Consider the following 22,690-nt stretch of genomic DNA (forward strand, 5'->3'; position numbering starts at 1 on the left):
ACAAAGGAGCTCGTGTCGGAATCCGGGCAGGTCCGGCCGGGGAGGGACGGCGCCGCCACTGGCGCGTTCGGAGGGGGCGTCGCACCAGTGGCGGCCGTACCGCTGGCCGCGGGCGGCCGGAGAGGGGGAGCCGGCGAGCGCCGGCACCGCCCCGCGGAGACTCACCGGCGGTACGCGGGTTGGACGAAGGCCGGTGGCGGCGGGTTCCGCCGAATGCGCGCCCTCCGCCGAACGGGTACGGACGAGGCGCGAGGGGCACCACCACCGGGGCGGGACGCGCCCGGTCCCCCGCTAGCGTCCCACCTGCTCCAGGTACTCGCGGCCGACCGTAAGCAGGTCCGGCAGGTCCGCCGCCCGCGGGTACCAGCGCTTCTCGTACTCCCAGCACACCCACGCGTCGTCGTCCAGCAGCCCCAGGCACTCGCCCAGCGGCAGGACGCCCGCGCCCAGCGCCAGCGGGGTCGTGTCGTCGGCCGACGCGATGTCCTTGACCTGGGTGTATCCCAGGTGCGGGGCCAATACGGCGTGCGCCGCCACCGGGGTCTCACCGCCCAGCCAGGTGTGCATCACGTCCCACAGCGCGCCCACGTTCTTGTGCCCCACGGGCCCCAGGACGCGCGCGGCCGCCGCGCCCGTGCGGTGCGAGTCGTGCGTCTCCAGCAGGATCCGTACGCCCATGTCGGCCGCGGTCTCCGCCGCCAGCCCCAGGCGCCGGGCCGCCGTCGCGTCCGCCTCCTCCTGGCTCTGTCCGTCGCCGCCGCCGGGGAAGACCCGGACGTACGGCGCCCCGAGGTCGCGCGCGAGCGCCAGCAGGCCGCGCAGCTCCTCGTACACGGGCTCGTCGTCGCCCGGGGCCGCCACTCGCGCGTACCCCGCCACCGCCAGGATCCTTACGCCCGCCGCGTCGAACTGCTCGACGACGTCCGCCCGTTCCTCCACGCCGATGGACGGATGTACGGGCTCCTCGGGGTGCGCGCGCAGCTCCACCCCGTCGTAACCCGTCGCGTCGGCCAGCCGTGCGACATCGCTCATCGGCATGCCCGGCACCCCGAGGGTGGAGAAGGCGTACTTCACTGTGATGCTCCTTCCTGAAGCGAGGCCGCCGGTGCCGGCGGCGACGAGCGTGAACCGGCGCGCCGGTCAATGCTTCGTCCCCAGCACGACTTCCCTGTAGCCCGCCGCGTAAGCGAATCGATCACCGTACGGACCACCGGCCCGTCCGGCACCGGAGCCGCCCCCGTGCCCCCGGCGGCGTACGGGAGCTCGCGGCGGGGCAGTACTCGCCCATGACAGCAGCAGAAGCGATATGGCAGTTCAGCGACGACCGCGGACAGGTGCTGTCCGCCTCGCGCTGGCCACCCGGATCGTCGCCTACATCCAGGCCGGCGCCACCCTCTGGGACCACGGCTTACTCCCGCTGGGTGTCTTCGGCTCGTACCACGACGGTGACGCACCCGACCGTGCCAAGTCCGGTCACCTTCCCTTCGGCGAAGTCACCTACTTCGGCGCCGGCGCCTCCTTCGACCCCGGTCGTCTGCTCTCCTCCGGAGCCGATCTCGTCGTGGCTGTCAGCTACAAGAACGGCCAGGTGTACGGAATCGATCCCGACGCCGCCAAGCGTCTGGAGGAACAGGTGCCGGTCGTCGTCCTGGACGTCGGGCAGGACCGTTCGCTCGACGCGATCCGCGGGCGCTTCGCCGCCCTGGCGGCCTCCCTGGGCGGCGCGGAGCCCCCGGTCTCCCTGGACGCGGCGCGCGAGCGCCTGCGGACGGCCGCCACGGACGACGCGCCGCGCGTCCTGGCCCTCTCCGCGGCGGGCGGCGACCAGGTCCACCTGGCCCGCCCGCACTCCTGGCCCGACCTGCGCGCCCTGGCGGAACTGGGCGTACGCCTGGTGGAGCCGCCCACCGGCGCCGGCGCCAACTGGTCCACCGTCACCTGGACCGAGGCGCGGTCGCTCGCCCCCGAGGTGGTCCTGGCGGACACCCGCGCCAACGCCGCCCCGCTGGAGGCCGCGCGCCTGGGCAGCGCCCGCGTGATCCCCTGGAACCCGGAACTCCCCGCCAGCAGCGCGGCCCACGCCCGCTTCTTCACCCGAACGGCCCAGGCCCTGAAGCCCCATTGACCCCGAAGGCCGACCGGCCCCCACCGACACAAGGCCGCCAGGCCACCCAACAACACAAGCGGCCGGGACAGCCACCCACCGACGCGCGGGGCGGCGCGAGCGGCCGGGACGCCCACCCACCGGCGCGAGGGGGCGGGACGCGCAGGGGGTGGTGTTCGGGACGTAAAGCGTGATTTGTGGGCAGGACGCGGGCCACTCGTTCCAGGAGCGGTGGCGGCGCGCCTAAATCATGCAGTCCCGAACGCCGCCCCGGAGCGGCCCGCCCCGCCCGCACCCACCACCGCGAGCGAGCCCCGCCCGCGCCCACCACCGCGAGCGAGCCCGCCCGCACCGACCACCACCGCCAGCCTGCCCCGCTCGCACCAACAGCCGCACCACACGCCGCTCCGCGCAGCGAAACCGCACCCCCGCCTCACCCGCGAACCGCGGCCACCCCCGTGGACCCCCGCACCACCAGCTCCGCCGGCACCGGCACGACACCCCCCGGCACCGCCTCCCGCCCCATCGCGAGCCGCCCCGCCCGCGCCCCCGCCTCGTACAGCGGCAGCCGTACGGTCGTCAGCGCCGGCATCGCGTCCGCCGAGAACGGCAGGTCGTCGAAGCCCGCCACGGACACGTCGTCCGGAATGCTCCGCCCCCGCTCCCGCAGCGCCGCGCACGCCCCAAGCGCCACCGTGTCGTTCGCGGCGACCACCGCCGTCAGTCCCGGCTCCCGCCGCAGCAGCTCCAGCGTCGCGTCGTACCCCGACCGCCGGTCGTACGGCCCGTGCACCGTCAGGGCGTCCACCGTGCCGCCCAGCCCGGCCGCCGCCATCGCCTCCCGGTGCCCCTCCAGCCGGTGGCGGGTGGTCGTACGCTCCACCGGCCCGGCGACGTACCCGATCGTCCGGTGCCCGAGCGCCAGCAGGTGCTCGGTGAGCCGCCGCGCCCCGCCCCGGTTGTCGAAGGTGAGCGCGGCAGCCACCGGCCCCCCGTCCCCGCCCTCCGGCAGCGCCAGCGGCGGCCGCCCGCACAGCACCACCCGCGTGCCCCCGTCCGCCAGCTTCCCGAGCTTCGCCGCGACCGCCGCCGAGTGCCCGGGGTCCTCGAGCGCGCCCCCGGTGAGGATCACCGCGGCGGCGCGCTGGCGCTGCAACAGCGTCAGGTACGTCAGTTCCCGCTCCGGCGAGCCCCCCGTATTGCAGACGATCGCGAGCTTCTCGCCGCCCGCCCGCCCCGCACCCGGCCCCTGCGTCCCGCCTATCTGCGACTGGGCCGCCCCGGCCATGATCCCGAAGAAGGGATCGGCGATGTCGTTCACCAGGATCCCGACCAGATCGGAGGTCGCGGCGGCAAGCGCGCTCGCCGGGCCGTTCAGTACGTAATCGAGGTCGTCGACCGCGCGCAGCACCCGTTCCCTGGTGGCAGCGGCGACCGGATAGTTGCCGTTGAGCACGCGGGAGACGGTGGCCGGCGACACCTGGGCGCGGGCTGCCACGTCCGCCAAGGTCACTGTCATCTGGTCGACCTCCGGGTCTTGTACGAGCAACTGCCCGCAGGCTAGCTTCATCAAGGATAGAAAGCGCTTGCTACGACGTACTACGGCCGTACGAAGGGAACTTTCGTGACACGCAGGACAGTGCGCATCGCCATGAACGGCGTCACGGGCCGGATGGGGTACCGCCAGCACCTCGTCCGCTCGGTCCTCGCCCTCCGCGAACAGGGCGGTCTCGAGCTGGGCGACGGCACGGTCCTGTGGCCGGAGCCCGTCCTGGTGGGCCGCCGCGAACACGCGCTCAGGGAGATGGCCGGGCACCACGGCCTCACCGAGTGGTCCACGGACCTCGACGCGGTCCTGGCCGACGGGACGATCGACATCTACTTCGACGCGCAGGTCACGTCCGCCCGCGAGGACGCCATCAGAAAGGCCATCACCGCGGGCAAGCACATCTACACGGAGAAGCCCTCGGCCACCGGTCTCGACGCCGCCCTCGGCCTGGCCCGCCTCGCCCGCGACGCCGGCGTCAAGCACGGCGTCGTACAGGACAAGGTCTTCCTTCCCGGCCTGCTCAAGCTGAAGCGCCTGATCGACGGCGGCTTCTTCGGCGAGATCCTCTCCGTCCGCGGCGAGTTCGGCTACTGGGTCTTCGAGGGGGACTGGCAGGACGCCCAGCGCCCCTCCTGGAACTACCGCGCGGAGGACGGCGGCGGCATCGTCGTCGACATGTTCCCGCACTGGGAGTACGTCCTGCACGAGCTGTTCGGCCGCGTCACGACCGTCCAGGCGCACGTCGCGACGCACATCCCGCAGCGCTGGGACGAGCACGGCAAGCCGTACGCCGCCACGGCCGACGACGCGGCGTACGGGATCTTCCAGCTCGAAGGCGGCGTGGTGGCCCAGATCAACTCCTCCTGGGCGGTCCGCGTCAACCGCGACGAACTGGTCGAGTTCCAGGTGGACGGAACGCACGGCTCGGCCGTCGCCGGCCTGCGCAACTGCCGCATGCAGCACCGCGCGGCGACCCCCAAGCCGGTCTGGAACCCGGACCTCCCGGTGTCGCACTCCTTCCGCGACCAGTGGCAGGAGGTCCCGGACAACGAGCCGTACGACAACGGCTTCAAGGCGCAGTGGGAGCTGTTCCTGCGCCATGTCGCGCTCGACGAGCCGTACACCTGGGACCTGCTGGCCGGAGCGCGCGGCGTACAGCTCGCCGAACTGGGCCTCAAGTCGTCCGCCGAGGGCCGCCGTTACGACGTCCCGGAGCTGGCGCTGTGACGATCAGGCTCCCGTACGGCACGTACGAACCCCGCTCCGAGCCCCTGGCTCCGGCCCCGCACGGCGCCCCCCTCACCTCCCGCAGGGTCTACTCGGCGGCCCATGTGGTGGCCGATCCGTACGCCGATGTGTCGCCGGACTCCCCGGCGGCGGTCGACTGGGACGCCACGCTCGCCTTCCGCCGCCACCTGTGGTCGCACGGTCTGGGCGTGGCGGAGGCCATGGACACGGCCCAGCGCGGCATGGGCCTCGACTGGGCCGGGGCGTCCGAGCTGATCCGCCGCTCGGCCGCGGAGGCGAAGGCGGCCGGCGGCGCGATCGCGTGCGGCGTCGGCACCGACCAGTTGCCCCCCGGCGAGACCACCCTCCCGGCGGTCACCGCCGCGTACGAGGAGCAGCTCGCCCTCGTCGAGTCGACCGGGGCCCGCGCCGTCCTCATGGCGTCCCGCGCCCTGGCGGCGGCGGCACGCGGCCCCGAGGACTACCTGGCGGCGTACGGGCACCTGCTGCGCCAGGCGGCCGAGCCGGTGATCCTGCACTGGCTGGGCCCGATGTTCGACCCGGCGCTCGCCGGTTACTGGGGCAGTACGGACCTGGACGCGGCCACGGAGACCCTCCTGGAGGTCATCGCCGCGCACCCGGACAAGGTCGACGGCGTCAAGGTCTCGTTGCTGGACGCGCGGCGCGAGATCGAGCTGCGCCGCCGCCTGCCGAAGGGTGTGCGCTGCTACACGGGCGACGACTTCAACTACCCGGAACTGATCGCGGGCGACGACCACGGCTTCAGCCACGCCCTCCTCGGCATCTTCGACCCGCTGGGCCCGCTGGCCGCCGAAGCGGTCCGTACCCTCGACACGGGTGACGCGAAGACCTTCCGCGCACTCCTCGACCCCACCGTGGAGCTGTCCCGGCACCTCTTCGAGCCCCCCACCCGCTTCTACAAGACGGGCGTTGTCCTCCTGGCGTGGCTGGCGGGTCACCAGTCGCACTTCACCATGGTCGGCGGCCTCCAGTCGGCGCGCTCGCTGCCGCACCTGTCGAAGGCGTACGAACTGGCGGACGGCCTGGGGCTCTTCCCGGACCCGCTTCTTGCCGAAGCCCGTATGAAGACCTTCCTCACACTGCACGGAGTGGACCAGTGAGCGCCGTACCGCCGAGCGGCCTTTCCCGGCTCAGCCTCAACCAGGAGACCATCAGGCAGTGGTCGCTGCCGGAGCTCGCCGAGGGGTGCGTGAAGGCGGGCGTGACCGGGGTGGGGCTGTGGCGCGCCCCGGTCCAGGAGTACGGCGTCGAGCGCGCCGCCCGGCTGATGCGGGACGCGGGGCTGGCCGTCACCAGCCTGTGCCGGGGCGGCTTCCTCACGGGCGCCGGCGCCGAGCGCGCCGCCGCGCTGGCCGACAACCGGCGGGCCGTGGACGAGGCGGCCACCCTCGGCACCGGGACGCTGGTCCTGGTCTCGGGCGGGCTTCCGCCCGGCAGCCGCGATCTGTACGCGGCGCGCGAGCGCATCGCGGACGCGCTGGCCGAGCTGGCGCCCTACGCCGCCGAACGGGGCGTACGGCTGGCCGTCGAGCCGCTGCACCCGATGTTCGCCTCGGACCGCTGCGTGGTGTCGACCCTGGGTCAGGCCCTCGACATCGCCGAACGCTTCCCGGCGGAGCGTGTGGGGGTGGTCGTCGACACGTACCACCTGTGGTGGGACGACCGCGTCGCGGCCGGCATCGCCCGCGCGGGGAACCGCATCGCGGCCTTCCAGCTGGCGGACTGGATCACTCCACTGCCCGCGGGCGTTCTGCTGGGCCGGGGGCAACTGGGTGACGGGGTGGTCGACTTCCGCCGCTTTCGCGAACTCGTGGACGCGACCGGCTACACGGGCCCGATCGAGGTGGAGATCTTCAACGAGGGGCTGTGGGCCCGGGACGGCGCGGAAGTGCTGGCGGAGGTGGCGGACCGCTACGTCACGCACGCCCTGCCCGCCCCTCCCATCCCTTCCACATGACCGAAACGCTGTAGCTAGTGATCAATCTTTGATCACTTGTTGATCACCTGCGGGCATCTCGTGTCCTCCTCAAATAAATCCGCCTCCCCGTGCAACCGTTCCGTCGCTCCGCGGGTCCTACTTGGCATCAGGGCTTCCGGGAGGGGATCCGGGGGGATTCAGGGAGGCCTGTACGGAGGGGAATCTGAGGGGCCCGGTCGACGGACCGGGCCTCCTTGGTTTTTGTCCCCCATCGCCGCCCACCGCCCGCCCATCGCCCGCGGGAGACGGCCCGCGGGAGATCTGTCCACAGGCATGCCGCACTGTCGGACCCTGGCGGTAGCGTCGGATCATGCCCAGTCCCACAGGTGTTCCAGCAGCGGCCCAGGCGGTGGCGCCCCCGGCGGTGCTCGAAGGTGTCCTGGAGCGGATCACCTACGCCAACGAGGAGAACGGCTACACGGTCGCCCGCGTCGACACCGGCCGCGGCGGCGATCTCCTCACGGTCGTGGGCTCGCTGCTCGGCGCGCAGCCCGGCGAGTCGCTGCGCATGGAAGGACGCTGGGGCTCCCACGCGCAGTACGGCCGGCAGTTCACCGTGGACAACTACACCACCGTGCTGCCCGCCACGATCCAGGGCATCCGCCGTTACCTCGGTTCCGGGCTGATCAAGGGCATCGGGCCGGTCATGGCCGACCGGATCACCACGCACTTCGGCGTCGACACCCTGGACGTGATCGAGACCGAGCCGAAGCGGCTGATCGAGGTGCCGGGACTCGGCCCGAAGCGGACGAAGATGATCGCGGCGGCCTGGGAGGAACAGAAGGCCATCAAGGAGGTCATGATCTTCCTTCAGGGGGTGGGGGTCTCGACCTCCATCGCGGTGCGCATCTACAAGAAGTACGCCGACGCGTCCATCTCCGTCGTGAAGAACGAGCCGTACCGCCTGGCCGCCGACGTCTGGGGCATCGGCTTCCTGACCGCCGACAAGATCGCCCAGTCCGTCGGCATCCCGCACGACAGCCCGGAGCGCGTGAAGGCCGGCCTCCAGTACGCGCTGTCGCAGTCCACCGACCAGGGCCACTGCTACCTCCCCGAGGAGCAGCTGATCAGCGACGCCGTGAAGCTGCTCCAGGTGGACACCGGCCTGGTGATCGACTGTCTCGCCGAACTGGCGGCGGACGAGGGCGTCGTACGGGAGAAGGTGCCGCCGCCGGAGGGCGGCGAAGGCGATCCGGTCACCGCCGTCTACCTCGTTCCCTTCCACCGGGCCGAGGTGTCCCTGGCCGCGCAGACACAGCGCCTCCTGCGCGCCCCGGAGGACCGGATGCCGGCGTTCCGGGACGTCGCCTGGGACAAGGCGCTGGCGTGGCTCGCGGGCCGTACGGGCGCCGAGCTGGCCCCCGAGCAGCAGGCGGCGGTCAGGCTGGCGCTGACCGAGAAGGTCGCCGTGCTGACCGGGGGGCCCGGCTGCGGCAAGTCGTTCACCGTCCGCTCCATCGTGGAGCTGGCCCGCGCCAAGAAGGCCAAGGTCGTCCTGGCCGCCCCCACCGGGCGCGCGGCCAAGCGCCTGGCCGAGCTGACCGGCGCCGAGGCGTCCACCGTGCACCGCCTGCTGGAGCTCAAGCCGGGCGGCGACGCGGCGTACGACAGGGACCGCCCCCTCGATGCCGACCTCGTCGTCGTCGACGAGGCGTCCATGCTCGACCTGCTGCTGGCGAACAAGCTGGTGAAGGCGGTCGCGCCGGGCGCGCACCTGCTGCTGGTGGGGGACGTCGACCAGCTTCCCTCGGTGGGCGCGGGGGAGGTGCTGCGTGACCTGCTCGCCGACGGCGGACCGGTGCCCTCCGTACGGCTCACCCGGATCTTCCGCCAGGCCCAGCAGTCGGGCGTCGTCACGAACGCGCACCGCATCAACTCCGGCGTCCACCCGATCACTCAGGGCCTCGCGGACTTCTTCCTTTTCGTCGAGGACGAGACCGAGGACGCCGGGCGGGTCACGGTCGACGTGGCCGCCCGCCGCATCCCCGCGAAGTTCGGCCTCGACCCGAGGCGGGACATCCAGGTGCTGGCCCCCATGCACCGGGGGCCGGCCGGCGCCGGGACGCTCAACGGGCTGCTCCAGCAGGCGATCACGCCGGCGAGACCGGACCTGCCGGAGAAGAGGTTCGGCGGCAGGGTGTTCCGCGTCGGAGACAAGGTGACCCAGATTCGCAACAATTACGAGAAGGGGCAGAACGGGGTCTTCAACGGCACCGTGGGTGTGGTGACCTCGCTCGACCCGGACGACCAGCGCCTGACGGTGCTGACCGACGAGGACGAGGAGGTTCCGTACGACTTCGACGAGCTGGACGAGCTGGCGCACGCGTACGCCGTGACGATCCACCGCTCGCAGGGCAGCGAGTATCCGGCCGTGGTGATCCCGGTCACCACCGGGGCCTGGATGATGCTCCAGCGGAACCTGCTCTACACGGCGGTGACCCGGGCCAAGAAGCTGGTCGTGCTGGTCGGCTCCCGCAAGGCCATCGGCCAGGCCGTCCGCACGGTTTCGGCGGGCAGGCGGTGCACGGCGCTGGATCACCGGCTCGCGGGGCGGATGGTGAGGAGCCACTCCACGGAGCAAACCGCACCATAGAGGGACTGTTCCTGGCAAACGTCTCGCTCGACTTCCAGAACCGGGGGTAAGGGGGCAGGATGAGCAGGTTGGCGGCACTGAGTGCCGCGAATGGGCCTAATGGCCGACCCCGAGTGCACTCTGCTGAGCCAAATGGGGGATGGTAGAGACAGTCAGGGCACCTCGAAGAAGAGGCACTACGTCGGTGAGGGATGACGTGAGCGACAACTCTGTAGTACTGCGGTACGGCGATGGCGAGTACACCTACCCGGTGATCGACAGCACCGTCGGCGACAAGGGCTTCGACATCGGGAAGCTCCGGGCTCAGACCGGTCTGGTGACTCTCGACAGCGGATACGGCAACACGGCTGCCTATAAATCCGCGATCACCTACCTCGACGGTGAGCAGGGCATTCTGCGCTACCGCGGATATCCCATCGAGCAGCTGGCCGAGCGCTCCACTTTCGTCGAGGTGGCGTACCTGCTGATCAACGGTGAGCTTCCCAAGGTCGACGAGCTCGCCGCCTTCAGGAACGAGATCACCCAGCACACGCTGCTGCACGAGGACGTGAAGCGGTTCTTCGACGGCTTCCCGCGTGACGCGCACCCGATGGCCATGCTGTCGTCGGTGGTCAGCGCGCTGTCGACGTTCTACCAGGACAGCCACAACCCGTTCGACGAGAAGCAGCGTCACCTTTCGACGATCCGCCTCCTCGCCAAGCTTCCGACCATCGCGGCGTACGCGTACAAGAAGTCGATCGGGCACCCCTTCGTCTACCCGAGCAACGACCTCGGGTACGTCGAGAACTTCCTGCGCATGACCTTCTCGGTCCCGGCGCAGGAGTACGTGCCGGACCCGGTCGTGGTCGCGGCGCTGGAGAAGCTCCTGATCCTGCACGCGGACCACGAGCAGAACTGTTCGACGTCCACCGTGCGTCTGGTCGGCTCCTCGCAGGCGAACATGTTCGCCTCGATCTCCGCCGGCATCAGCGCCCTGTGGGGCCCGCTGCACGGTGGCGCCAACCAGTCGGTGCTGGAGATGCTGGAAGGCATCCAGGCCGACGGCGGCGACGTCGACAACTTCATCCGCAAGGTGAAGAACAAGGAAGACGGCGTGAAGCTCATGGGCTTCGGGCACCGCGTCTACAAGAACTTCGACCCCCGGGCGAAGATCATCAAGGCTGCGGCGCACGACGTCCTCTCCGCCCTGGGCAAGGACGACGAGCTGCTCGACATCGCGCTCAAGCTTGAAGAGCACGCGCTGGCCGACGACTACTTCGTGCAGCGCAAGCTGTACCCGAACGTCGACTTCTACACCGGTCTGATCTACCGGGCCATGGGCTTCCCGACCGAGATGTTCACGGTGCTCTTCGCGCTGGGACGTCTGCCGGGCTGGATCGCCCAGTGGCACGAGATGATCAAGGAGCCGGGTTCCCGCATCGGCCGCCCGCGTCAGATCTACACCGGCGAGGTCCTGCGCGACTTCGTCCCGGTCGAGGGTCGCTGACCGCTCGGTCCCTCGTACAGGCGCAGTGCAGAAAGCGCCCCGCCGCCGATCCCCCCACGGGTCGACGATGCGGGGCGCTTCCCTTTTCCCGGATCGGATTCCCCCCACGGGATCCGGCCGGGCGTCTGTTGGGCGCAGAAGCTCCACACGCGGTCTGCCGGGACGCGTACGTACGGGAGGGCCGCTCATAGCTCCCCGGTGCACGTGTCCCGGCCAACGCTTGCCCGGAATGTCCCCCAAGACATGTCCGCGAACGTCCCCCAAGACGTTCTTGGCATCGCCCACTTAGACTCGCGAGCCAGCCGAATGGTTACCCTCAAATCTCAGTGACGTGTGTCACTTTGTGTGCGTCCTGTGAAGGTACGCAGCCGGAGGCTGTTTGTCACTACGAACACCGAGGAAAACGCCATCGTAAATCCGGCGATCATGGGGTTGAGCAGCCCGGCGGCCGCCAGCGGCAAGGCTGCGACGTTGTAACCGAAGGCCCAGAGCAGGTTGCCCCTGATGGTGCCCAGCGTCCGGCGCGACAGCAGGATCGCGTCCGCCGCCACCCTGAGATCTCCACGAACGAGCGTCAGATCGGCCGCCTCGATGGCGGCGTCCGTGCCCGTCCCCATCGCGAGGCCGAGATCCGCCGTGGCCAGCGCCGCCGCGTCGTTCACGCCGTCGCCGACCATCGCCACGCCGCGCCCCTCGGCCTGGAGCCGCTTCACGACGTCGGCCTTGTCCTGCGGCAGTACCTCGGCGTACACCTCACCGGGACCGATCCCGACCGCACGCGCCACCGACTCGGCGACCGCCCGGTTGTCGCCGGTCAGCAGGACCGGGGTGAGGCCCAGCTCGCGCAGCAGTGCCACCGCCTCCGCGCTGGTCTCCTTGACCGCGTCCGCGACGGCCAGTACGCCGCGTGCCGAGCCGTCCCACGCCACGGCCACCGCCGTCCGCCCCTCCGCCTCGGCGGCGGCCTGCGCGGCGGCCAGCCCGGGCGGCAGCTCCACGCCCGCTCCGGCGAGCAGTGCCGCACGCCCGACGAGCACCTCGTGCCCGTCGACCACGCCGCACACCCCGAGGCCCGCGACGTTCCGGAACCCCTCCACGGCGGGCAGCGGGCCGGTCCGCGCCACGGCGCCCGCCGCCACGGCCCGCGCCACCGGGTGCTCGGAGGCGTGCTCCAGCGCGCCGGCCAGGCGCAGCAGCAGCGCCTCGTCGGTGCCGGGCGCGGCGACCACGTCCTGGAGCTCCATCCGGCCCGTCGTCACTGTCCCCGTCTTGTCGAGTACGACGGTGTCCACGCGCCGGGTCGACTCCAGCACCTCCGGCCCCTTGATCAGGATGCCGAGCTGGGCTCCGCGCCCCGTGCCGACCATCAGCGCGGTGGGCGTGGCCAGGCCGAGCGCGCACGGGCACGCGATGATCAGCACCGCCACGGCGGCCGTGAAGGAGGCCGTCGCGTCGTCCGTGACCAGCAGCCAGGTGACGAGCGTGCCGAGGGCGATGAGCAGGACGACCGGCACGAAGACCGCGGAGACGCGGTCGGCGAGGCGCTGCACCTGCGCCTTGCCGTTCTGGGCGTCCTCGACGAGGCGGGCCGTCCGGGCGAGCCGGGTGTCGGAGCCGATGCCGGTCGCCTCGACGACGATCCGGCCCGAGGTGTTGACGGTGGCGCCCGTGACGGTGTCCCCGGCGGTCACGTCCACCGGCACGGATTCTCCGGTCAGCATGGAGGCGTCGACCGCCGAGGTGCCTTCGGTGACCACGCCGTCGGTGGCGATCTTCTCGCCCGGGCGTACGACGAACCGGTCGCCGACCGCGAGGCCGTCGACCGGGATGCGCACCTCCGTACCGCCCCGGAGCACCGTCACGTCCTTCGAGCCCAGCTCCATCAGCGCGCGCAGCGCGGAACCGGCCTTCCGCTTGGCCTTCGCCTCCAGGTAGCGGCCGAGGAGGATGAAGGTGACGACCCCGGCGGCGACCTCCAGGTAGATCGCCGAAGAACCGTCGGCGCCCTGGGACGCGCCCGGCCACGCGGTGAACTCGAAGCCGTGGCGCATGCCCGGCATGCCCGCGTGCCCGAAGAACAGCGCCCACAGCGACCAGCCGAACGCGGCGAGCGTGCCGAGGGAGACGAGGGTGTCCATGGTGGCCGCGCCGTGGCGGACGTTGGCCCAGGCGGCCCGGTGGAACGGCAGCCCGCCCCAGACGACGACCGGTGCGGCAAGGGTCAGCGAGAGCCACTGCCAGTTGTCGAACTGGAGCGAGGGGATCATCGCGAGCGCGACGACGGGCAGCGACAGGACGAGGGAGACCAGGAGGCGCTGCCGCAGCGAAGCGAGCCGGGCGTCGTCGTCCCGGCGTCGTTCGGCCGACGGGTCCTGCTCCCGGGCCGGGGCGGGAGGAGCGGGCACCTCGGCCGTGTAACCCGTCTTCTCGACGGTGGCGACGAGGTCCGCGACGCCCACCCCGTCGACGTGACTGACCCGGGCCTTCGCGGTCGCGTAGTTGACGGTGGCGTAGACGCCTTCCATCCGGTTGAGCTTCTTCTCGATGCGCGCGGCGCAGGAGGCGCAGGTCATGCCGCCGATGGACAGCTCGACCTGCGACGTGTCCACGGCCGGCGCCGCCGCGACCGCCGGGGCCGGCGCCGGTGTGGACGCTTCTTGCGCTGTGCTGGTCATCCGCCGCTCCAGGAAAACAGGCCGGGCCGTACGGGAGCCAGTATGAACTGGTCCCGTATGGCCCGGCCGGGGAACGGCCGTTCGGTTCAGACCTGGCCGACCAGCTCGTAACCGGCCTCGTCGACGGCCGCGCGTACGGCTTCCGGGGCGAGCGGCGCGGCGGAGACGACCGTCACCAGGCCGGTGGCGGCGACGGCCTCGACCGAGCTGACGCCGGGGATCTCCGAGACCTCGGCCGTGACGGCACCCTCGCAGTGGCCGCAGGTCATGCCGCTCACCTGGTAGACAGTGGTGACGGCGCCCACCTGGACCTCGCCCGAGGTGCCGTGGCACGAGCCGGACGGCGAGCAGCAGGAGCCGGTCGCGGTGGCCTCGGTCTTCGTCTCGGTCTCGGCGCTCATGTCGTTCTCCCTCTCGAAGGTGTACGCGGTCGTGGTGCGCGAGGAAGCCGCGGGGACTCCGTGACTTCCCGACACTGCCCAGACTATACCCCTAGGGGGTATGAAGCGAGCGTCTCTCGTGGTGATTCGGGGGCGAGGGTCGACGGAGTGGCGCCGGGGACGGGCCCGGACGCACGCGAGAACCCCCGGAACCGAAGTCCCGGGGGTTCTCGGAAAAGCTTGTCCGCGTCGTGCTCAGATGCCGCTGGTCTGCACCGAGACGAGGCCCGTGACCTGCGAAAGGGGAAGCGTGGCGGCGACGGACTGGGCTGCCCCGGCGACGTCGCCGACGCTCAGGCAGGCGCCGTGGCCCGCGACGTCGGCGCCCGCGCTCGCGAGACCACCGGAGATGTTGTCCAGCGCGCTGTCGGAAAGCTCGCCGGTCTCGACCTCGGAGGTGAAGTTCTTGCGCATCAATCGCCCTTTCTTTTACCTGCAAATGGGGTTCTCGAAGCGGATGCAATCACGCTCGCGGACGGCCCGGCAACTTACTCCGGAGTCTCCTTCCGGTGCACACTTCGGCGCCACACTATCCCCCTGACGTGCAGTTTTCCCCCATGAAATTGCCTCGCAAATGAGTCGCGCGGCATATCAGAAATGAGATGACGTGAGATGTCTGCATCTTCGGTGTATCGAGGCACAGGTGAAGCGAAAACGGCATTTAGTGGCGGGGTCGGCAGGTGATGAGGCGCGGCCGGGCGCGGCGTCGGCCTCGGCGGCACCGGAGGCCGACGCCGCGCGGTTCTCACTCCTTACGGCCTCTGTTCCCCGGCCGGCGCGACACCCACGTGCGGATGGTGTCCGCGTACCAGTAGGGCTTGCCGCCTTCCACGTGGTCGGGCGCGGGCAGCAGCCCGTGCTTCCGGTACGAGCGCACGGTGTCCGGCTGGACGCGGATGTGCGCGGCGATCTCCTTGTACGACCAGAGCCTGTGGTCAGTCATCTGTGGCACCTCCCTGCGTGCGCCCCAGCGGCAGCCGGGGGGCCGTCGTGGGGGCTGGGGCGCGAACGCTGGCGATCACTCAGCCTGTGTCCGTTGAACGACGCAGAGTGACGATCGGGGGAGGGCTGTCGTCCGCCTGTGACGGAAGAACCGCGTAACGCGGACATGCGTGACAGGAGGCCGACGATTGTGACGTCCGTGACACCTGTGACGCCCCGCGAAGGGTCCCCGGCGGCGGGTCAGGCCCCGCAGGAGCGCAGGAAGCTGCGCGTGCGCCGCGCGACGGGCAGGGGCTTGTCCGGCGGGCACGGGTACATGTCCTGCTCGACGATCGCGAACAGGTCGACGTCCAGCCGCCGGGCCGCCGCGAGTACGGGTTCGAGCGCCGGCACCCCGGCGGGCGGCTCGCACATCACGCCCCGCGCGACGGCGGGCCCGAACGGCACTTCCCGCGCGACGACTTCGGCGAGGACCTCCGGGTCCACCTGCTTGAGGTGGAGGTAGCCGATCCGCTCCCCGTACGTCTCGATGAGCTTGACGCTGTCCCCGCCGCAGTACGCGTAGTGGCCGGTGTCCAGGCACAGCGACACCAGGCCGGAGTCGGTCGCGTCCAGGAAGCGGGTGACGTTCTCCTCGCTGTCGATGTGGGTGTCCGCGTGCGGGTGGACGACGATCTTCAGCCCGTACCGCTCACGCACCTCGCGCCCGAGCCGATCGGTCTGCCGGGCCAGTGTCCGCCACTGGGCGGGCGTCAGTGTGCGTTCCTCCAGTACTTCGCCGGTCTTGTCGTCCCGCCAGAAGGACGGGATGACGACCAGGTGCTCCGCGCCCATGGCCCGGGTCAGCTCCGCCACGTCCGCGACGTGCCGCCAGGTGGCGTCCCAGACCTCGGGCCCCCTGTGCAGCCCGGTGAAGACCGTGCCGGCCGAGACGGACAGTCCCCGGCGGCGCGTCTCGTCGGTGAGGCGGGCGGGATCGGTCGGGAGGTAGCCGTACGGGCCGAGTTCGATCCAGGGGTAACCGGCCTCGGCGACCTCGTCGAGGAAGCGTTCCCAGGGCACCTGAAGCGGGTCGTCGGGGAACCACACTCCCCAGGAATCGGGGGCGGAACCGACCCGGATGCGGGTGGGGGCGGGTGCAGGAGGGGTCATGGGCGTCAGCCTTCCCGGCGGTCCGGAAACGTGTCAAGGGTTCGTCCGAATGTAAGGACAAAGTGTTGACAGGGCGCGGCGGCGCCCACTAGACCTGGGTTCAGTCGCCGGACCGGAGGGACGCGCATGCTGCCCAATTCGTACGAACCGTACGACCTGATCACCATGGGCCGGATCGGGGTGGACCTCTATCCGCTGGAGGCGGGGGTCCCGCTGGCCCGGGTCGAGACGTTCGGCAGGTTCCTCGGCGGCTCGGCGGCCAACGTGACGGTCGCGGCGGCCAGACTCGGCCGCCGCACGGCCATCGTGACCCGTACCGGCAACGACCCCTTCGGCGCGTATCTGCGCGAGGAGCTGCGGCGGTTCGGGGTCGACGACCGGTGGGTGACGGGGGTCGCCGGCCTGCCGACCCCGGTGACCTTCTGCGAGATCTTCCCGCCGGACGACTTCCCGCTCTACTTCTACCGGCAGCCGAAGGCGCCGGACCTGGAGCTGTCGGCCCCCGAGCTGGACCTGGACGCGATCCGTTCCGCCCGGATCTTCTGGATGACGGGCACGGGCCTGTGCGAGGAGCCGAGCCGCGCGGCAACGCTGGCGGCCCTGGAAGCGCGCGGTGCGCGTGACGCGGGTGTGGGCGGCGACGCCGGTGGCGCGCCTCTTGCGACGGTCTTCGACCTCGACTGGCGCCCCATGTTCTGGAAGAAGACCGAAGCCCGCCCGTACTACGCCGAAGCCCTCCGTCACGCCACCGTCGCCGTCGGGAACCTCGACGAGTGCGAGGTCGCCACCGGCGAGCGCGAGCCGTACACCGCCGCCCGCGCCCTGCTGGCCGCCGGCGTCGAACTCGCCGTCGTCAAACAGGGCCCCAAGGGCGTGCTGGCCGTGCGCCGCGACGGTGCGACGGCCGAGGTGCCCCCCGTCGCCGTCGACGTACTCAACGGCCTCGGCGCCGGCGACGCCTTCGGCGGGGCCCTGTGTCACGGACTCCTCAGCGGCTGGGACCTGGAGCGCGTCATGCGGTACGCCAACGCCGCCGGCGCCATCGTCGCCTCCCGCATCGCCTGCTCGTCCGCCATGCCCCGGCCGGCCGAGGTCGAACACGTCCTCGCCGGCGGCCGGGTCCCCGCGCAGGAGCCCACCTCGTGACCACCGGCCTGCGCATCCCCGACCTCGTACGGGTACGGACCCACCACCCCGAGGCGATCGCCGAGGCCGCGGCCCGCCGCCCCCGCAGGCCCCTGATCGGTCCGGGCGGGCGGCTCATGATCATCGCCGCCGACCACCCGGCCCGCGGAGCCCTCGGAGCCGGCGGCCGCGAACTCGCCATGGCCGCCCGCCCCGACCTCCTGAGGCGGCTCTGCCTCGCCCTCTCCCGTCCCGGCGTCGACGGCGTGCTGGCCGCCGCCGACATCCTCGACGACCTGCTCCTGCTCGGCGCCCTCGACGGCAAGGTCGTCATCGGCTCCATGAACCGCGGCGGCCTCGCCGGCGCCGCCTTCGAACTCGACGACCGGTTCACCGGCCCCCGCGCCCAGGACCTGGAGCGCCGCGGCTTCGACGCCGGCAAGCTGCTCCTGCGCATCGACTACGGCGACTCCGGCTCGCTGGACACCCTGCACGCCACCGCCCGCACGATCGACGCGATGGCCGAACGCCGGCTGCCGGTCTTCGTCGAGCCGTTCATCTCCCGCCGGGTGGACGGGAAGGTCCACAACGATCTGAGCGCCGGGGCCGTCACCCGCTCCATCGCCATCGCGTCCGGCCTCGCGGGCACATCCGCGTACACCTGGCTGAAGGTCCCCGTGACGCAGGACCCCGACGACATGGCGCGGGTCATGGAGACCTCGACGCTGCCTGCCGTGCTGCTGGGCGGCGAGGTCGGCGCGGACCAGGACGCGGCGTACGAGAAGTGGCGCGACGCGCTGCGGCTGCCGACCGTCCAGGGGCTGGTCGTCGGCCGGTCGCTGCTCTATCCGGCCGACGGGGACGTGGCGGGGGCGGTCGACACGGCCGTGGGACTGCTGTAGCGCGAGGCCGACGGGTAGGGAGAGGGCATGACGGACAACGACAGGCACGTACTCCGCGCGGGAGCCGCCGCGCGGGGTCCGTACGCCCTGGACATCGACCCGAAGCGGGCCGGGTGGAGCTATGCGGGCCTGCGCGTACTGGAGCTGGCGCCCGGCGGCTCCCACACCCTCGCGGCCGGCGACAGCGAGTGGATCGTGCTGCCGCTGAGCGGTGGCTGTACGGTACACGTGGACGGCGAGAGCTTCGAACTGCTGGGCAGGCCGAGCGTGTTCGGCTCGGTCACCGACTTCGCGTACGTACCGCGCGACGCCCACGCCCGGATCGCCTCCGGCGCGGGAGGCCGCTTCGCCCTGGCAGGAGCGAGGTGCGAGCGACGACTCCCCGCCCGCTACGGTCCCGCGCCGGAGGTACCCGTCGAACTGCGCGGCGCCGGCACCTGCTCGCGCCAGGTCAACAACTTCGCGGCGGCCCACACCTTCGCCTGCGACCGGCTCATCGCGGTCGAAGTCCTCACCCCCGGCGGGAACTGGTCGTCGTACCCGCCCCACAAGCACGACGAGTACCAGCCGGGCGTCGAGTCCGCGCTGGAGGAGATCTACTACTTCGAGGTCGAACGCACCCGAAGGGAGGACAGCGGTCTCGGCTACCACCGCGTCTCGCCGTCCCGCCCCGGAGGTACGGACCTCCTCGCCGAGGTCCGCACCGGCGACGCCGTCCTCATCCCCGACGGCTGGCACGGCCCGTCCATCGCCGCGCCCGGCCACACCCTCTACTACCTCAATGTGATGGCGGGGCCGGGGGAGGAGCGGGAGTGGCTGATCCGCGACCATCCCGACCACGGCTGGATCCGCGACGCCTGGCCGTCGCAGCCCGTCGACCCCCGACTGCCGCTGTACGGACCGGAGCTGGACTCATGAGTGCTACGCGCCGCCTCACCACCGCCCAGGCCCTGGTCGCCTTCCTCGCCCGCCAGTACACCGAGCGCGACGGCAGCCGCCGGCGCCTGATCGCCGCCACCTGGGGCATCTTCGGCCACGGCAACGTCGCCGGCATCGGCCAGGCGCTCCTCGAACCCGGCTCGGACGCCATGCCGTACTACCAAGGCCGCAACGAGCAGGCCATGGTGCACGCCGCCGTCGGCTACGCCCGCCAGAGCAACCGCCTCTCCGCGCACGCCGTCACCACCTCCATCGGCCCCGGCGCCACCAACCTCGTCACCGGCGCCGCCCTCGCGACGATCAACCACCTGCCGGTGCTCCTCCTCCCGGGCGACACCTTCGCGTCCCGCCCCGCCGACCCCGTCCTCCAGCAGCTCGAAGTCCCGTACGCCGGTGACGTGTCCGTCAACGACTGCCTGCGTCCGGTCTCCCGCTACTTCGACCGGGTCACCCGGCCCGAGGCCCTGATCCCGGCGGCGCTCCAGGCCGTGCGCGTCCTCACCGACCCCGCCGCGACCGGCGCCGTCACACTCGCGCTGCCGCAGGACGTGCAGGCCGAGGCGTACGACTGGCCGGAGGAGTTCTTCGCCGAGCGCGTCTGGCGGGTACGGGCCCCCGAGCCGGACGAGCGCGAACTCGCCGAAGCCGTACGGGCCTTCCGCGCCGCCCGCCGTCCGCTGCTGATCGCGGGCGGCGGAGTCCACCACAGCGGCGCCGAGCAGGCCCTGGCGGCATTCGCGGAGGCCACCGGCACCCCCGTCGCCTCCACCCAGGCGGGCAAGGGCTCGCTGCCGTACGACCACCCGGCGGACGTCGGCGGCGTCGGCCACACGGGCACCGCCACCGCCGACGAGCTGGCCCGTACCGCGGACCTGGTGATCGGCGTCGGCACCCGCTACTCCGACTTCACCACCGCCTCCGCGACCCTCTTCCGGAAGCCGGACGTCCGCTTCGTCAACCTCAACATCACCGGCTTCGACGCCCACAAGATGGGCGCCCAGCAGGTGGTCGGCGACGCCCGCGTCGCCCTCGGGGCACTCACGGACGCCCTGGACGGCCACCGCGTCCCCGACGCCTACGTCACCGAGTACCGCGAGGCCAAGGCGCGCTGGGAGTACCGCGTGACGGCCGCGTACGCCGCAACCGACGGAGACGCCCGGCCCACCCAGGTCCAGGTCCTCGGCGTACTGGACAGCCTCGTCTCCCACGACGACATCCTCATCAACGCGGCCGGCTCCCTCCCCGGCGACCTGCACAAACTGTGGCGCTGCCGCTCCCGCGACCAGTACCACGTCGAGTACGGCTACTCCTGCATGGGCTACGAGATCCCCGCCGCCATCGGGGTGCAGCTCGCCGCACCGGGCCGGCCGGTGTGGGCCCTGGTCGGCGACGGTACGTACCTGATGAATCCGACCGAAATCGTCACCGCCGTGCAGGAGCGCCTCCCCATCAAGGTCGTCATCCTCCAGAACCACGGCTACGCCTCCATCGGCGGCCTCTCCGAGTCCGTCGGCGCCGAGCGCTTCGGTACGGCGTACCGCTTCCGGGCGCCCGACGGCACGTACACCGGCGCGCCCCTCCCCGTGGATCTCGGCGCGAACGCCGGCTCCCTCGGGATGCGGGTCATCCGCGCCCACACCGTGCGTGACCTGCGGGAAGCCCTCACGGAAGCGCGCCGGTCGGACGGACCCACATGTGTCTACGCCGAGACGCGAACGCCCGACACAGTGTCGGGCGCGCCCGCCGCCCAGGCGTGGTGGGATGTTCCCGTGGCCGAGACCGCGACCCGCCCGTCGACGGTCAAGGCCCGGGAGGAGTACGACCGTCAAGCCGCTGCGCGACGCCGCCATCTCTGACCGCCCCCGCTGCACAACAAGGAGTACTGGGATGAAGACCGTCAACCACTTCATCGGCGGCAAGACCGTCGAGGGCGCGTCGGGCAACTGGGGCCCGGTAACCGACCCGGCCACCGGTGAAGTGACCACACAGGTCGCGCTTGCCTCGGTCGAGGAGGTCGACGCCGCCGTCGCGTCGGCGAAGGCCGCGTACGCGTCGTGGGGCACCTCCTCCCTCGCCGCCCGCACCGCGGTCCTCTTCCGCTACCGCGCGCTGCTCGACGCCCACCGCGACGAGATCGCCGCGCTGATCACCGCCGAGCACGGCAAGGTCCACTCGGACGCGCTGGGCGAGGTCGCCCGCGGTCTGGAGATCGTCGAGCTGGCGTGCGGCATCACCACGCAGCTCAAGGGCGAGCTGTCCACGCAGGTGTCCAACCGCGTGGACGTGTCCTCGATCCGCCAGTCGATCGGTGTCGTCGCGGGCATCACGCCGTTCAACTTCCCGGCCATGGTGCCGATGTGGATGTTCCCGCTGGCCATCGCGTGCGGCAACACGTTCGTACTGAAGCCGAGCGAGAAGGACCCGTCCCCGTCGGTCCGGCTCGCCGAGCTGGCGTCCGAGGCCGGGCTGCCCGACGGCGTACTGAACGTCCTGCACGGCGACAAGGTCGCGGTCGACGGTCTGCTCAACCACCCGGACGTGGCGGCGATCTCCTTCGTCGGCTCCACGCCGATCGCCCGCTACATCCACCAGACCGCCTCCGCCAACGGCAAGCGGGTCCAGGCACTCGGCGGCGCGAAGAACCACATGCTGGTGCTGCCGGACGCCGACCTCGACGCTGCCGCCGACGCGGCGGTCTCGGCGGCGTACGGCTCGGCCGGCGAGCGCTGCATGGCGATCTCCGCGGTGGTCGCGGTCGGCGCGATCGGCGACGAACTGGTCGACAAGATCCGCGAGCGCGCCGAGAAGATCAAGATCGGCCCCGGCAACGACCCGGAGTCCGAGATGGGCCCGCTGATCACCGCCGCCCACCGCGACAAGGTCGCCTCGTACGTCACGGGCGCGGCCGCGCAGGGCGCCAAGGTCGTCCTGGACGGCACCGGCCACACGGTCGAGGGCTTCGAGAACGGCCACTGGATCGGCCTGTCCCTCCTGGACGAGGTCTCCACGGACTCCGACGCCTACCGCGACGAGATCTTCGGCCCGGTGCTGTGCGTGCTGCGCGTCGACACGTACGAAGAGGGCGTGGCCCTCATGAACGCGTCGCCCTTCGGCAACGGCACCGCGATCTTCACCCGCGACGGCGGCGCCGCGCGCCGCTTCCAGCTGGAGATCGAGGCCGGCATGGTCGGCGTCAACGTGCCGATCCCGGTGCCGGTCGGCTACCACTCCTTCGGTGGCTGGAAGGACTCGCTCTTCGGCGACCACCACATCTACGGCAACGACGGCATCCACTTCTACACCCGCGGCAAGGTCACCACGACCCGCTGGCCCGACCCGGCGGACGCCCCGGCGGGCGTCGACCTGGGCTTCCCGCGCAACCACTGATCCCGCCGGGGGCGCCTGCGCCCCTGATCAGGTCACACCTCGGGACCCCCGCCGGCCGCCACGGCCGACGGGGGTCCCGACGCGTCCGAACCGGGCGTACGCAGTACATCTCGGGGCCGCCCCGGGGGTTTTCGTCTCCGTCCCCGCGA

The 22,690-nt window shown here is 71.7% G+C and carries 18 protein-coding genes; 11 read left to right on the plus strand and 7 right to left on the minus strand.

Going from position 1 to position 22,690, the window contains the following annotated elements:
- Positions 1 to 291: 291 nt before the first annotated feature.
- The gene (locus AS594_RS22260) at positions 292 to 1,074 is read right to left on the minus strand and encodes a sugar phosphate isomerase/epimerase family protein (RefSeq protein ID WP_069928689.1); all 783 of its coding nucleotides are present in this window, start codon (positions 1,072 to 1,074) and stop codon (positions 292 to 294) included.
- Positions 1,075 to 1,306: 232 nt separating this feature from the next.
- Here AS594_RS22260 and AS594_RS22265 point away from each other — a divergent pair, with 232 nt between their 5' ends.
- Complete coding sequence (locus AS594_RS22265) at positions 1,307 to 2,125, plus strand: substrate-binding domain-containing protein (protein WP_338120176.1); 819 nt, start codon at positions 1,307 to 1,309, stop codon at positions 2,123 to 2,125.
- 412 nt (positions 2,126 to 2,537) lie between these two features.
- Here the strand turns inward: AS594_RS22265 and AS594_RS22270 are convergent, their stop codons facing one another.
- A complete protein-coding gene (locus AS594_RS22270; protein WP_069930698.1) occupies positions 2,538 to 3,623 on the minus strand; it encodes a LacI family DNA-binding transcriptional regulator in 1,086 nt (361 codons plus the stop codon).
- A gap of 105 nt (positions 3,624 to 3,728) precedes the next feature.
- Here AS594_RS22270 and AS594_RS22275 point away from each other — a divergent pair, with 105 nt between their 5' ends.
- The 5 genes from AS594_RS22275 to AS594_RS22295 all read left to right on the plus strand — a co-directional run bounded on the left by AS594_RS22275 (position 3,729) and on the right by AS594_RS22295 (position 10,979).
- The gene (locus tag AS594_RS22275) at positions 3,729 to 4,880 is read left to right on the plus strand and encodes a Gfo/Idh/MocA family protein (protein WP_069928691.1); all 1,152 of its coding nucleotides are present in this window, start codon (positions 3,729 to 3,731) and stop codon (positions 4,878 to 4,880) included.
- Positions 4,877 to 6,022 (plus strand): dihydrodipicolinate synthase family protein, encoded by a 1,146-nt coding sequence (locus tag AS594_RS22280; protein WP_069935300.1) that lies wholly within the window; start codon positions 4,877 to 4,879, stop codon positions 6,020 to 6,022. Before AS594_RS22275 ends, AS594_RS22280 begins: the two co-directional genes overlap by 4 nt.
- The gene (locus AS594_RS22285) at positions 6,019 to 6,879 is read left to right on the plus strand and encodes a sugar phosphate isomerase/epimerase family protein (RefSeq protein ID WP_069928693.1); all 861 of its coding nucleotides are present in this window, start codon (positions 6,019 to 6,021) and stop codon (positions 6,877 to 6,879) included. The genes AS594_RS22280 and AS594_RS22285 overlap by 4 nt, the downstream gene beginning before the upstream one ends.
- 331 nt (positions 6,880 to 7,210) lie before the next feature.
- The gene (recD2, locus tag AS594_RS22290) at positions 7,211 to 9,493 is read left to right on the plus strand and encodes an SF1B family DNA helicase RecD2 (protein ID WP_240509074.1); all 2,283 of its coding nucleotides are present in this window, start codon (positions 7,211 to 7,213) and stop codon (positions 9,491 to 9,493) included.
- Positions 9,494 to 9,689: 196 nt separating this feature from the next.
- Positions 9,690 to 10,979 carry a citrate synthase gene (locus AS594_RS22295; RefSeq protein WP_069928695.1) on the plus strand — a complete coding sequence of 430 codons (1,290 nt, stop codon included), beginning with the start codon at positions 9,690 to 9,692 and terminating at the stop codon, positions 10,977 to 10,979.
- A gap of 323 nt (positions 10,980 to 11,302) precedes the next feature.
- Here the strand turns inward: AS594_RS22295 and AS594_RS22300 are convergent, their stop codons facing one another.
- The 5 genes from AS594_RS22300 to AS594_RS22320 all read right to left on the minus strand — a co-directional run bounded on the left by AS594_RS22300 (position 11,303) and on the right by AS594_RS22320 (position 16,188).
- Positions 11,303 to 13,654 (minus strand): heavy metal translocating P-type ATPase, encoded by a 2,352-nt coding sequence (locus tag AS594_RS22300; protein WP_069935301.1) that lies wholly within the window; start codon positions 13,652 to 13,654, stop codon positions 11,303 to 11,305.
- A gap of 86 nt (positions 13,655 to 13,740) precedes the next feature.
- Positions 13,741 to 14,055, minus strand: a complete 315-nt coding sequence (locus AS594_RS41215; protein ID WP_079144464.1) for a heavy-metal-associated domain-containing protein — start codon at positions 14,053 to 14,055, stop codon at positions 13,741 to 13,743.
- A 234-nt stretch (positions 14,056 to 14,289) separates the two neighbouring features.
- Complete coding sequence (locus AS594_RS22310) at positions 14,290 to 14,508, minus strand: hypothetical protein (protein WP_069928697.1); 219 nt, start codon at positions 14,506 to 14,508, stop codon at positions 14,290 to 14,292.
- A 331-nt stretch (positions 14,509 to 14,839) separates the two neighbouring features.
- Entirely contained in the window at positions 14,840 to 15,037 is a 198-nt protein-coding gene (locus tag AS594_RS22315) for a helix-turn-helix transcriptional regulator (protein ID WP_069928698.1), read from the minus strand.
- 239 nt (positions 15,038 to 15,276) lie between these two features.
- Positions 15,277 to 16,188 carry a sugar phosphate isomerase/epimerase family protein gene (locus tag AS594_RS22320; protein WP_069928699.1) on the minus strand — a complete coding sequence of 304 codons (912 nt, stop codon included), beginning with the start codon at positions 16,186 to 16,188 and terminating at the stop codon, positions 15,277 to 15,279.
- A 126-nt stretch (positions 16,189 to 16,314) separates the two neighbouring features.
- Between AS594_RS22320 and iolC the strand changes: the two genes are divergently transcribed.
- Genes iolC through AS594_RS22345 form a run of 5 tightly spaced genes read left to right on the plus strand, consistent with a single transcriptional unit; the run spans position 16,315 to position 22,541 of the window.
- On the plus strand, positions 16,315 to 17,334 hold the full coding sequence (iolC, locus tag AS594_RS22325) for a 5-dehydro-2-deoxygluconokinase (RefSeq protein ID WP_069928700.1): 1,020 nt from the start codon (positions 16,315 to 16,317) through the stop codon (positions 17,332 to 17,334).
- A gap of 14 nt (positions 17,335 to 17,348) precedes the next feature.
- Complete coding sequence (locus AS594_RS22330; RefSeq protein ID WP_069930700.1) at positions 17,349 to 18,215, plus strand: Cgl0159 family (beta/alpha)8-fold protein; 867 nt, start codon at positions 17,349 to 17,351, stop codon at positions 18,213 to 18,215.
- Between the two features lie 27 nt (positions 18,216 to 18,242).
- Positions 18,243 to 19,133 carry a 5-deoxy-glucuronate isomerase gene (gene iolB / locus AS594_RS22335; protein WP_069928701.1) on the plus strand — a complete coding sequence of 297 codons (891 nt, stop codon included), beginning with the start codon at positions 18,243 to 18,245 and terminating at the stop codon, positions 19,131 to 19,133.
- The gene (gene iolD / locus AS594_RS22340; RefSeq protein WP_069928702.1) at positions 19,130 to 21,010 is read left to right on the plus strand and encodes a 3D-(3,5/4)-trihydroxycyclohexane-1,2-dione acylhydrolase (decyclizing); all 1,881 of its coding nucleotides are present in this window, start codon (positions 19,130 to 19,132) and stop codon (positions 21,008 to 21,010) included. Before iolB ends, iolD begins: the two co-directional genes overlap by 4 nt.
- A 31-nt stretch (positions 21,011 to 21,041) precedes the next feature.
- Positions 21,042 to 22,541, plus strand: coding sequence for a CoA-acylating methylmalonate-semialdehyde dehydrogenase (locus AS594_RS22345; protein WP_069928703.1), 1,500 nt, complete (start codon positions 21,042 to 21,044; stop codon positions 22,539 to 22,541).
- Positions 22,542 to 22,690: the final 149 nt, after the last annotated feature.

Origin of the sequence: Streptomyces agglomeratus (assembly GCF_001746415.1) — a bacterium.
Lineage (GTDB): Bacteria > Actinomycetota > Actinomycetes > Streptomycetales > Streptomycetaceae > Streptomyces > Streptomyces agglomeratus.

Bases quoted from the DNA above. Each gene is read 5' to 3' on its own strand.
- AS594_RS22265 (WP_338120176.1), top strand. From the start codon at position 1,307: ATGGCAGTTCAGCGACGACCGCGGACAGGTGCTGTCCGCCTCGCGCTG.
- AS594_RS22270 (WP_069930698.1), bottom strand. From the start codon at position 3,623: ATGACAGTGACCTTGGCGGACGTGGCAGCCCGCGCCCAGGTGTCGCCG.
- recD2 (WP_240509074.1), top strand. From the start codon at position 7,211: ATGCCCAGTCCCACAGGTGTTCCAGCAGCGGCCCAGGCGGTGGCGCCC.
- AS594_RS22300 (WP_069935301.1), bottom strand. From the start codon at position 13,654: ATGACCAGCACAGCGCAAGAAGCGTCCACACCGGCGCCGGCCCCGGCG.
- AS594_RS41215 (WP_079144464.1), bottom strand. From the start codon at position 14,055: ATGAGCGCCGAGACCGAGACGAAGACCGAGGCCACCGCGACCGGCTCC.
- AS594_RS22310 (WP_069928697.1), bottom strand. From the start codon at position 14,508: ATGCGCAAGAACTTCACCTCCGAGGTCGAGACCGGCGAGCTTTCCGAC.
- AS594_RS22315 (WP_069928698.1), bottom strand. From the start codon at position 15,037: ATGACTGACCACAGGCTCTGGTCGTACAAGGAGATCGCCGCGCACATC.
- AS594_RS22320 (WP_069928699.1), bottom strand. From the start codon at position 16,188: ATGACCCCTCCTGCACCCGCCCCCACCCGCATCCGGGTCGGTTCCGCC.
- iolC (WP_069928700.1), top strand. From the start codon at position 16,315: ATGCTGCCCAATTCGTACGAACCGTACGACCTGATCACCATGGGCCGG.
- iolB (WP_069928701.1), top strand. From the start codon at position 18,243: ATGACGGACAACGACAGGCACGTACTCCGCGCGGGAGCCGCCGCGCGG.
- iolD (WP_069928702.1), top strand. From the start codon at position 19,130: ATGAGTGCTACGCGCCGCCTCACCACCGCCCAGGCCCTGGTCGCCTTC.
- AS594_RS22345 (WP_069928703.1), top strand. From the start codon at position 21,042: ATGAAGACCGTCAACCACTTCATCGGCGGCAAGACCGTCGAGGGCGCG.